This window comes from Streptosporangium sp. NPDC005286 (assembly GCF_040607515.1).
GTDB lineage: Bacteria > Actinomycetota > Actinomycetes > Streptosporangiales > Streptosporangiaceae > Streptosporangium.
Genome location: NZ_JBEXGU010000236.1, coordinates 1 through 10,813 on the forward strand (window position 1 = coordinate 1; position 10,813 = coordinate 10,813).

The 10,813-nt window shown below is 69.4% G+C and carries 10 protein-coding genes; 5 read left to right on the forward strand and 5 right to left on the reverse strand.

The window, feature by feature from the left end:
• The first annotated feature begins 255 nt into the window (after positions 1–255).
• From ABZU75_RS42500 to ABZU75_RS42510, 3 genes are all read left to right on the forward strand, one after another.
• A complete protein-coding gene (locus tag ABZU75_RS42500) occupies positions 256–1,464 on the forward strand; it encodes an ROK family transcriptional regulator (RefSeq protein WP_355567851.1) in 1,209 nt (402 codons plus the stop codon).
• Between the two features lie 506 nt (positions 1,465–1,970).
• Entirely contained in the window at positions 1,971–3,374 is a 1,404-nt protein-coding gene (locus tag ABZU75_RS42505) for a M14 family zinc carboxypeptidase (RefSeq protein WP_355567854.1), read from the forward strand.
• Positions 3,375–3,533: 159 nt separating this feature from the next.
• Positions 3,534–4,424: a MurR/RpiR family transcriptional regulator gene (locus ABZU75_RS42510; protein WP_350958793.1), complete on the forward strand. Its 891-nt coding sequence runs from the start codon at positions 3,534–3,536 to the stop codon at positions 4,422–4,424.
• Positions 4,425–4,453: 29 nt separating this feature from the next.
• Here the strand turns inward: ABZU75_RS42510 and ABZU75_RS42515 are convergent, their stop codons facing one another.
• Both ABZU75_RS42515 and ABZU75_RS42520 read right to left on the reverse strand, forming a co-directional pair.
• A complete protein-coding gene (locus tag ABZU75_RS42515; RefSeq protein WP_355567858.1) occupies positions 4,454–5,101 on the reverse strand; it encodes a response regulator transcription factor in 648 nt (215 codons plus the stop codon).
• Positions 5,102–5,105: 4 nt separating this feature from the next.
• The gene (locus tag ABZU75_RS42520; protein WP_355567861.1) at positions 5,106–6,239 is read right to left on the reverse strand and encodes a histidine kinase; all 1,134 of its coding nucleotides are present in this window, start codon (positions 6,237–6,239) and stop codon (positions 5,106–5,108) included.
• Positions 6,240–6,399: 160 nt separating this feature from the next.
• Between ABZU75_RS42520 and ABZU75_RS42525 the strand changes: the two genes are divergently transcribed.
• Both ABZU75_RS42525 and ABZU75_RS42530 read left to right on the forward strand, forming a co-directional pair.
• The gene (locus ABZU75_RS42525) at positions 6,400–7,113 is read left to right on the forward strand and encodes an ATP-binding cassette domain-containing protein (protein WP_355567864.1); all 714 of its coding nucleotides are present in this window, start codon (positions 6,400–6,402) and stop codon (positions 7,111–7,113) included.
• Positions 7,114–7,133: 20 nt separating this feature from the next.
• Complete coding sequence (locus ABZU75_RS42530) at positions 7,134–7,931, forward strand: hypothetical protein (RefSeq protein ID WP_355567867.1); 798 nt, start codon at positions 7,134–7,136, stop codon at positions 7,929–7,931.
• A gap of 130 nt (positions 7,932–8,061) precedes the next feature.
• Here the strand turns inward: ABZU75_RS42530 and ABZU75_RS42535 are convergent, their stop codons facing one another.
• Genes ABZU75_RS42535 through ABZU75_RS42545 form a run of 3 tightly spaced genes read right to left on the reverse strand, consistent with a single transcriptional unit; the run spans position 8,062 to position 10,345 of the window.
• On the reverse strand, positions 8,062–8,694 hold the full coding sequence (locus ABZU75_RS42535; RefSeq protein ID WP_355567870.1) for a maleylpyruvate isomerase family mycothiol-dependent enzyme: 633 nt from the start codon (positions 8,692–8,694) through the stop codon (positions 8,062–8,064).
• Positions 8,695–8,720: 26 nt separating this feature from the next.
• The gene (locus tag ABZU75_RS42540; protein ID WP_355567873.1) at positions 8,721–9,992 is read right to left on the reverse strand and encodes an RNA polymerase sigma factor; all 1,272 of its coding nucleotides are present in this window, start codon (positions 9,990–9,992) and stop codon (positions 8,721–8,723) included.
• Positions 9,993–9,997: 5 nt separating this feature from the next.
• On the reverse strand, positions 9,998–10,345 hold the full coding sequence (locus tag ABZU75_RS42545) for a YciI family protein (RefSeq protein ID WP_355567876.1): 348 nt from the start codon (positions 10,343–10,345) through the stop codon (positions 9,998–10,000).
• Between the last annotated feature and the right edge of the window lie 468 nt (positions 10,346–10,813).

Below are 10,813 nucleotides of genomic sequence, written 5' to 3' on the forward strand. Positions count from 1 at the left end.
TCTCGCCCCCCCCCCCCCCCCGGGGGCGGGGGCCCCCCCCCCCCCCCCGCGGGCCCCAGGTCCGCGGTCTTTTCCGCCGGCTCGTCAGTGCGGTGCGAGCAGGCGGCCGACGCCCTGTCGACCGCGTCCGGGGCCGGATGTTCCTCCACCGCGCCCACGAACGACCTGACGATTCCGCGGAGTGCGCTAAGAATCTAGAATCACCATTGTCGTCAAGCACAACGGCGGCAGCCCCGAGTCGTCAGGATCCCCACGATGCTGAAAGCCGGTCCGTCCCAGGAGGAGATCCGCCAGCACAATCTGGGCACCCTGCTCCGGCATGTTCACCTCGGCGGCCCGGTCTCCCGCACGGTGCTGGCCGATCGGATGGGGCTGAACCGCAGCACGATCATGGCGTTGACCTCGGAGCTCACCTCGGCGGGCCTGGTCCGCGAGGAACTCCCCAAGGAGACCGGCAGGGCGGGCCGGCCGTCGCTGGTGGTCCGGCCGGAGTCCGACCGGGTGTACGTACTGGCGTTTGACGTCGCCGTGGACCGGTTGGTCGCCGCCAGGGTCGGGCTGGGCGGGAAGATCCTGGACCGCAGGGAGGCGGTCCGGGCGCGCGCCGGGGCCGACCTCGACGACGTGGTCGAGGTGCTCGCCGGGTTGGCCCGCCGGATACACCGCGAGGCGGCTCCGGACTCGATCTGCGTCGGAGTCGGCGCGGCCTACTGCGGCATGATCCGGCCCGGTGACGGGATGGTGCGTTTCGGGCCGAACATGGGCTGGGTGGACCAGGCCTTCGGTGCCGAACTCGGCCTCAGGCTGGGGCTCGGGCTGCCGGTCTCCGTGGGCAACGAGGCCCACCTGGGCGCGCTGGCCGAGCACGAACGCGGGGTGGGCATCGGCTTCGCGAACCTGGTCTACCTGCACGGGGATGTCGGCGTGGGTGGCGGGATCATCGTCGGCGGCAAGCTGCTGGACGGCGACGGCGGGTACGGCTGCGAGCTCGGGCACATGATAGTGAACCCGTACAACGGGCGGCCCTGCGGATGCGGCTCGCGAGGCTGCCTTGAGGCGGAGGTCGGCGAGCAGGCCCTGCTCGACGCCGCCGGCCGGGCCTCCGAACTGGTCGGCCACGACGGCATACGGGCCGTGGTGGACGCCGCCGGCCGCGGCGACCTCGCGGCCCAGAACGCGCTGGACCGGATCGGCGACTGGCTCGGCATCGGGGTGGCGAACCTGATCAACCTCTTCAACCCCGGATTGGTGATCTTCGGCGGGATGCTGCGTGACATCTACCGGGGCTCGGCGGACCAGGTCCATCGCCGGGTGGCGGCCAATGGGCTGGTGATCTCCCGGGAGAAGGTACAGCTCCGCACCTCGGCTCTCGGGAACGATGTCACCCTGATCGGCGCGGCCGAACTCGCCTTCTCCGAAATACTGGCCAGCCCCCTGGAAGTGCTCGCCCGTACGACGTCATGACCAGGTGTTTCTCCCTGACCGTCGTACCGATCGAGCCGCTGCCCGCGACGTCCCGGGAACCGGTCGGCCCCATTTTGTAACAGACCCTTAACCACCATATGGCCCATGTCCCGATTAACTTGGCACCCAGCGACCCACCACCGCACCTGAGCACCCGCACGACACCCCACCCGATCCGAGTCGAGGCTCACCCGCCCGGCGGCGCCCCGCCCGCTCCGGCCGCGTTTCGAAGGCATCCCTCACCCCCGACATTCCACACATGTGCGGAAATACCATCGGCACAGCTGGTTGACAACCATACATTCATGGCTAAGACTAACTGAAAGTTTGCAATCAACGGTCGATAGTCGGTTATCCAAGAGCGCTCCCGAAAGAACAGAGCGGGAAGAAGCGCGCGTTTCTGACGCCAATTCGTCCGTGGCTAGAAAGGTCCTTTCAGCATGTCTTCAAGAGACTCGCAGTCCCCCGCGACCTGGAGCGCCAAGAAACGCGTTTTGACGCTTGCGTTGAGCGTCGGACTTCTGGGAAGTCTCAGCATTCCGGCGGCCACCACCACCTTCGCCGAGTCCACCGACATCGCAGCAACCGCCCAGCTGCTGGCGGCGCAGTCAGCAACGCTGCCCAGCGGCCGGACCACCTACCGGACGATCACCGACTACAACGACGAGATGCTCGCGCTGAGCAAGCAGTACCCCGACCTCGTCAAGCACATCACGTTGCCGCACAAGACCCGCCAGGGCCGCGAGGTGTACGGCATCGAGGTGACCCGCGACGTCAACGCCTCCGACGGCAAGCCCGTCCTGTTCATGATGGGAATACACCACGGGAACGAGTGGCCCTCGGGTGAGCACACCCTGGAGTTCGCCTACGACCTGGTGAACAACTCCGGGAAGGACCCGAAGATCAAGCGCCTGCTCGACCAGGCGCGGGTCATCTTCGTCCCGGTCGTCAACGTGGACGGGTTCGTCATCAACCGGCGCACCAGCTGCGGCATCTCGCCGACGTGCGCCAGCAGCGGCGGGGTCGACCTCAACCGCAACTACCCCTTCGGCTGGGGCAGCAACGCGGGTTCCAACGTGACGAACCGCGGCCCGGCGCCGGCCTCCGAGCCCGAGGTGCGGAACATCATGGACCTGACCACGAACAACCAGGTCACCGTCCTGATCACGAACCACACCTCCGGGCACACCCTCCTCCGTCCGCCGCTGGAGAAGCGCGCGGGCGACACCCCCGACGAGGCCGTCTACGCCGCCCTGACCGACGCGATGGCCGCCAAGAACGGCTACGTGGGCATGAAGTCGGGCTTCGACTACGAGACGACCGGCGAAACCCCGGACTGGTCGTACTACGCCACCCGCGGCCTCGGTTTCACGTACGAGATCATGAAGACCCAGTCGACCAACAACACCTACCCCGAGGTGATCGAGGACTACCTCGGCACCGGTCGCTACGAGGGCAAGTCGAACCGTGAGGCGTTCCTGGTGGCCCTGGAGTACGCGGCGGACCCGGCGGGACACTCCGTGATCACGGGCAAGGCGCCGAAGGGCGCGGTTCTGACGATCACGAAGGACTTCGACCTGTGGACCGCGCCGATCCGGCAGACGAGCACTGTCCTCGACCCGCCCCAGGCGGTCCCCACCCACCTGGAGTCCAGCCTGGTCGCCCCGACCAACGGCAAGTTCACCTGGCACGTCAACCCGTCGGTGCGGCCGGTCCCGGCCTACACCGAGAACGGTGTCGTCGCCACCGGCCCGGGCAACTTCCTCCAGGAGAGCTGGACGCTCACCTGTGCCCGTCCGAACGGTGAGGTCCTTGAGACGGTGAAGGTCACCGTCGACAGGGGCGAGCAGGTCGATGTGCGGCTGCAGGAGTGCAAGACCCGCTTCAACGGCAACGGCCCGAAGCACTGAGCACGCCCCGATAAGCCGGGCGGTCCCCTGTGGGGGCCGCCCGGCGCCGCTTTCGCCCCACACTCTTGAAGTCATGCGGCCAAAACCCGATCACCTTGCCCGCCGGGCGGTGAGAATCATCGCTGAGTCCGTCACTCCGCGGGGAAGGGAAGTTCAAGAATGGGGCACGCCAGAGAGACCGGCCAGCCGCTCGCCGTGCCGGACGCGTCGCGGATCGCCGCGAACCTGCGCGGGCTCTTCGACGACCACCGGCTCTCCCCCTCACAGCGCCGGATCGCGCGCTACCTGCTTGAGCACGCGCAGGAAGCCGTCTTCTTCACCAGTGCCGACATCGCCGAGCGTGTGGGCGTCAGCCAACCGTCGGTCACCCGCTTCGCCGCCGCGCTCGGATTCAGGGGGTTCCCCGAGTTCCGGGACGCGCTCCGCTCATCGGTGTTCGGCGGCGCACGGCCGGCGCTGCCCGCGGAGAACCTCAACGAGATCCAGGAGCTGGTCAACTCCGAGATCCGCGACCTTGAACGACTGCGGGACAGCCTCCGGGATCTGAGTCAGCTCCGGGAGGTGGCGGGTCAACTGGCCAGGTCGCGCCCTCTCCTCGTGATGGGACTTCGGATCTCCGCACCGCTGGCGCACCTGTTCGGCCATCTCGCGGAGAAGGTGCTCCCCGACGTACGGGTGCTGGACATCGCGGGCTCGATCGCGGAGGACCGGCTGAGCCGGGCGGCGGACTCCGGAGCCGAATGGGTGCTCGCCATCGGCTTGCCGCGCTACCCGCGCGAGCTGGAACAGGGGCTCACCTGGGCGCGTCGGGTCGGGCTGAAGATCGCCCTCATCACCGACCAGCCGGTGGGCCGGCTCACCGAGCTCGCGGACGAGGTCCTGCTCGCACCGGTGAGCTCTGATTTCGCCTTCGACTCCCACGCCGGTCCCACGGTTCTGTGCACCGCGCTGCTCCACACCATGCTGGACACCCTGTCCACCGAAGGACAGACCCGGCTGGAGTCCTTCGACGACAGCGCGACGGAACGCCAGATCTTCCTCCCCTACTGAAGACCCTGAACGGGGTCGCTCGTTCACGTTCAGCGGAGATCGGCGTCGCGCACCTTCATGGCGACCTGGACACGGTTGTCGGCCCCCAGCTTGGCGAAGATCCGGGTGATGTTCGCCTTCACCGTCGCGACGCTCATGTAGAGACGTTCGGCGATCTCGGCGTTCGAGCCGCCCCGGGCCACCTCGATCGCGACCTCGCGCTCGCGTTCGGTGAGCTTGGCCAGCTCCCGTTGCGCCTCCGCGCGCCGTGGTTCGTGCCTACCGGTGGCAGCGGCGATCACCTGGTGTGTGACGCTCGGCGACAGCACCGGCTCCCCCTTCGCCACGGCGCGAACCGCCTCGATCATCTTCGGTGGCGGCGTGTCCTTCAGCAGGAAGCCGTCGGCACCAAGCCGCAGGGCCCGGAGCACCATGTCGTCGGCGTCGAAGGTGGTGAGCACGAGGATCCGGGGCGGGTCCGGCCGGGCCAGCAGCAGCTCGGTGGTGGTCAGCCCGTCCTGGTTGGGCATCCGGATGTCCATCAACACGACATCGGGCCGCAGGTCACGGATCACGCCCATGGCCTGCAGGCCGTCCCCGGCCTCGCCGACGAGCTCCAGGTCGGGCTCGCCACCGAGAATGAGACGCAGCCCGGTCCGTACCATCGGGTCGTCATCCACGATCACCAGTCGGATCACAGTGTCAAGCCTCCCATGGCAGCCGGACGTCGAGGACGAAGCGTCCGTTCTGGACGGCATGGCTGATGGTGCCACCGGCCATCCGGGTCCGTTCGGCCAGACCGACCAGCCCCAGCCTCCCGCCGGGGCCTGCGGACGTCCCGGCCGGCGCCGGGTTGCTCACCCGAATTCGCAGACCGTCACCCGGCCGCCCGCCGAGCTCGGCCGTCACCCGGCTGCCCGGCGCGTGCTTGCGCGCATTGGTGAGGGCCTCCTGCACGATCCGGTACGCGTGCCGGCCGGTCTGCGTCGGCAGCAGTTCCCGGTTGTCGATGGTGTCGTCCACCTCGACCTGCTGGCCGGCGGCGCGCACCTCGTCGAACAGGGCATCCACGTGGGCCAGGTTCGGCTGCGGGGCCTCCAGGGCGCCGTCGGACCGGAGCGTGCCGAGCACGCCGCGTAGTTCGTTCAGCGACTGGTGTGCGTTCTCCTGGATGGCCAATGCGGTCTCGCGGGTCTCCTCGGCAGTGAGGTCGGTCCGGTACGCCAGGCCGCCGGCGAGCATCGACAGCAGGGAGATCCGGTGAGCCAGGACGTCATGCATCTCCTGGGCGATCTTGGCCCGTTCCGCCAGCTTGGCCTGCTCGATCCGCTGCAGCTGTTCGCGCCCCGCGGCCAGTACCGCCTCTCGCTGTGAGACGGCCAGGTCACGACGCCCGCGCAGGTACAGGCCGAAGACGATCAGCCCGCCGAGGATGACGGTTCCGGTCACCACGGAGACGACGGTCGCCTGGTTGACGCCGTTCCAGCTGGAACGTGCCACCAGGCACAGCCAGGACACGACCGTGACCGGGATGAACTGGCGCCACCGACGATGCGTTCCCAGGGACACGTACGCGACCTGGGCGGGGCCGGTCGCCGTGGTGGAGAAAACGGTCAGCAGAGCGGTCGCCAGCGCGGTCGGCCACGGCCGGCGACGCCGCCAGCGGATCAGGACCAGCCCGATCACGCCGAGCCCCACATCGGCCAGCGCCCATGCGAGCCGGTCACGATCCCGGGAGACGATCACGACCAGGACGACGCCGTAGAACAGCATCGGCAGCACGGCGCACAGGTAGCGCAGCGCGATGCCCAGCTGATTCTCCGTACGGTCGTCCACAGCCCACAGCTTATGGAGCAGCGGGCCGATGCCTTAGCGACCTGGGTCGATATCCAGGTGGCCACAGGTCGAGAACCGGGGAGAGGAATCCGGCCCCGCGTCCGGTGGCCCTCGACCTGGGTTCGATGACCTGTGGCCGCACATCCGATGGACTGGATCCGTGATCGAATTCAGCCACGTCAGCAAGGTCTACAGAGGTGTCAAGGCACTCGACAACGTGTCCTTCACCGTCGGAGCAGGGAGCATCACCGGCTTCCTCGGGCCCAACGGCGCCGGAAAGTCGACGGCCATGCGCATCCTGGTCGGGCTCTCCCGCGCCACCTCGGGCTCGGCCACCGTGCTGGGCCGGCCGTACACCGAGCTGGACTGCCCGGGTTCCCAGGTCGGCACGCTGCTCGACGCCGGCGCCCAGCATCCCGGCCGCACCGGGCGGGAGATCCTGACCCTGGGCGCGATGACGCTCGGCCTGCCGAGGTCGCGGGTCGACGAGGTCCTCGACCTGGTCGGGCTGACCGGCCGGGAGAGCCGGCGGACTGCCGGCGGCTACTCGCTCGGCATGAGGCAGCGTCTCGGCATCGGTCACGCGCTCCTCGGCCGGCCCAGGGTGCTCATCCTGGACGAGCCCGCCAACGGTCTCGACCCCCAGGGCATCCAGTGGATGCGTGGGCTGCTCCGTGGCCTCTCCGGCTCGGGTTGCTCCGTGCTGCTCAGCTCGCACCTGCTGCATGAGGTGGAGCAGGTCGCCGACCACATCGTGATGATCGGCCGCGGCCGCGTCCTCGCCCAGGGCACCGTCGGCGAGCTCGGCCAGGGCCGGAGCCTCGAACAGACCTTCCTCGAACTGACCGCGAACGCCGACCGGAGCCCCGAATGACCTCCTCCCAGAAAGACTCGATGAACGACACCAGGACGGACGACGCCAGGGGTGTCGGCTCGAAGAGCGCGGACGCCCATCGGCCCCGGACACCGATTCCGTTCCGCCGGCTGCTGTCGGTCGAGACCCGCAAGCTCTTCGACACCCGCAGCAGCAAGATCATGACCGCGGGCCTGGTCACCCTGGTGATCGCGTCCATCATCGGTCGCGGCGTCGTCTCCGGTCCGGAGCTGCACACCTTGGTCGGCACCGCCGGAATCGGACTCGGGACCTTGCTCCCCGTGCTCGGCATCCTTACGGTGACCGGCGAATGGAGCCACCGCACCGCCCTGACCACCTTCGTGCTCGAACCCCGGCGCCGGCGGGTGCTGGCCGCCAAGTGCCTGCCGCCGTTGATCACGGCCGTGGCCGCCTCCCTGTTCGCGATGCTGGTCGCGGTGCCGGTGACGGCTGTCATCGCCGGTGTTCAGAACGTCCCGGCCGGCTGGGAGGTCGCGCCCCTCGCCCTGCTCGGCTGGACCGGGACGAACGTCCTCGTGGTCGCGATGGGGCTCGCCGTGGGCATGCTGCTGCTGAACGCACCGGCCGCGATCGTGATCTGCCTGTCGACCCCGATCCTGTGGGCCGTGGTCGGCAGGCTCGGCGCCGTCGGCGAGGTCCTGGTCGAGTGGTTCGACCTGAACACCACCGTCACTCCCCTGATGGCCGGCGACATGACCGGTGGCGACGCCGCTCGGCTGGCCGTGTCGACGATCTTCTGGATCGTCATCCCGATGACGGCCGGCGCGGTGCGCGTGATCCACAGGGAGGTGAACTGACCCAGCGCTGGATGATCAGCCTGGCTCCGGCCCGGCTCTCCTTCGCCCACCCACCGGCTTCCGAGGTCGGCGGACCCGGACGCTCGTGCACCATGTTCAACCGTCGATACCCGCACCTCGACACGCATGCCTACAGCGTGGCCGCGATTCGCTCGACGCCCGGCCCGGACAGGCCCGCGAGTCCGGCGGCTCGTCCGGTCGCCAGCAGGAGCAGGTCGGCCGCCGGCCCTCGAACCTCGTCCGGCCCCTCGCCCGCCGACCAGTCCAGGTCGGTGGCGACCGGCCGCGTGCCGCGGAAGCGCTTGCGGGCGCCGTAGAAGAAGCTGCGCCAGACGTGATCGAGCGCCGCGACCGTCCGCTCCGCGGGCATCTCCCGCGCCCGCCCGAGCGGTCGCGCGATGTCCTGCCCGTGCACCAGCGCGTCGGTGAGCGGGTCCAACGGGGCGGAGCCCGGCGCGCGACGAGGCGAACCCGCCGTCTCGCGGAACTGCGCGATGAGCTCCGCGGGCCCGAACCGGGCCGCCCGTTCCCGTGCCAGGTCGGCCTCCATCCGCTCCCAGTCGCCGCGTGCCCGGATCATGCCCTTGATCGTGCCGAGGAGCGTGGTGCGCGTGGACAGCGTCAGGTGCGCGGCCACGTCGTGCACGGTCCAGCCGGAGCAGAGGGAGGCCGCCTTCCACTCGTGATCGTCGAGGTCATCGAGGAAGTCGGCGAGGCTGAGCCGTTCGGCCTTCACCCAGGCGAGGATCTCGTCACGGTCCATGTCCAACTCTCCTTGTTCTCCAACCGTCAGGTGCCGGCCGGACCTGCCGTCGTGACCGCGCTCAGCCTGCCCCGCAGGTGGGCACGTTCGGGTTCGGTGCCGACCAGGTCGAGCGCCTCCCGGTAGGCCGCCGCGGCCTCTGGAAACCGGCCGAGCCGGCACAGCAGATCCGCCCGGGCCGCCGGGTAGGGGTGGTAGCCGCGCAGTCGCGGCTCGGCTGCCAACTCGTCGAGCAGCGCCAGGCCCGTCTCCGGCCCGTCGCGCATCGCCACCGCCGCGGCCCGGTTCAGCGCGACGACCGGGGACGGCGCGAGAGCGAGCAGCACGTCGTAGAGCGCCACGATCTGCGGCCAGTCGGTGGTCGCGACGTCCGCGGCCTCGTCGTGCAGAGCGGCGATCGCGGCCTGAACCCCGTACAGGCCGGGTGGACCACCGGTCAGCGCGACGAGTACCAGGCCGCTGCCCTCCTCGATCATCACGCGGTCCCAGCGGCCGCGGTCCTGGTCATCGAGCAGCACGAGTTCGCCGCCCGGACCGCTCCGGGCATCGCGTCGCGCATGGACCAGCAGCATCAGCCCGAGCAGTCCGGCGACCTCCCGTTCAGCGGGTAGCAACCGGTGCAGGATCCGCGCCAGCCTGATGGCCTCCTCGGCGAGGTCGAGCCGCTGCAGATCCGAGCCCGAGCTGGCCGCGTACCCCTCGGTGAAGATCGAATAGATGACCTGGAGCACCCCCGGCAGGCGCTCCGGCAATTCGTCGGCGCCGGGCACCCGGAACGGGATGCGGGCCTCGCGGATCTTCCTCTTCGCCCGCACGATCCGCTGGGCCATCGTCGCGGGCGGGACGAGAAAGGCCCGTGCGACCTCGGACGTCGTCAGGTCGGCCAGGCAGCGCAGGGTCAGGGCCACGCGATCGTCGGCGGGAAGGGCCGGGTGGGCACAGGTGAAGAACAGTTGCAGCCGCTCGTCAGGAAGATCGCTGTTCGTGTCCGCAGATGGGGCGGGGTCCGCCCGATCCGCCTCCACCTGCAGGATGGCGAGCCGGGCGGCGTAGGCCTGGTCCCGCCGCAGCCGGTCGACGGCCCGGCGCCGGGCCGTCGTCAGCAGCCAGGCCCCGGGCCTGGCCGGAACGCCCTCGACCGGCCAGTGCACCAGCGCCGCCTCGACGGCCTCGGAGGCGACCTCCTCGGCGAGATCGAGATCACCGAAGCGGCGGACCAGGGAGGCGAGTAGCCGGCCGTGTTCCTCACGGAACATCGACTCCACGGACGATCTGGCACCGGCGGCCCGCTCGTCCATCGGGGTCAGAGCTCGAACTCGGCGACCGGCCGCACCACGACCGATCCGCCGTCGCGCGATCCGGGGCAGCGGGCGGCCCAGTCGAGCGCGACGTCGAGGTTCGGTACGTCGATGATGTCGTAGCCGCCGAGGATCTCGCGGGTCTCGGCGAACGGCCCGTCCGTGGTCACGGTCCGCTCACCTGCCGGGCCGACCCGGACCGTCGTGGCGGTGGTCAGATCCTTCAGCGCGTGCCCGGTGACCCAGATTCCCGCCTCTTTCAGCGCCTTGTCATAGCGCGCCCACTCCTCGAAGTCGCACTGGTCGGCCCCGTCGGTCGTCGCGGCACCGTAGATCAGCAACATGTACTTCATGACCCGACTCTCTCTATGTCCTCGCGCGGCGGGTTGCCGTACAACATGACGACGAATGGGACACGGTCAGATCGACACACCTCCCGAAGTTTTCCGGCACCTTCCGCCCCGGTTCTCCAGGGCAGCGCCGCCTCCGTTCGCAGAACTCCTCTCACCACCGGGATGTTCCGAGAGACACCCCTGACCTAGGCAAACGATCTACCTGGCGACTCGGCGCGCAAACCCGAACCGTCCGTCAACGACAGGACAACGCAGAGTTACGAATCCAGGAGGGCGGCAGGCCGCGGACGGCGTATTGCAGTTAGCGGGTATGCCGGGACTGCCGTTGGCACGGGGCCCGAATGGGTGCTGCCAGCGCAGACAACGGACGGCCGGCGCGGCATCGTAGGAAGCGAAAGCAGCTCACTGGACCGGAACGCCGGCGATGACCGTCAAGCCGGAGCCGGTGTCCTTCGAAAACTCCTGCGA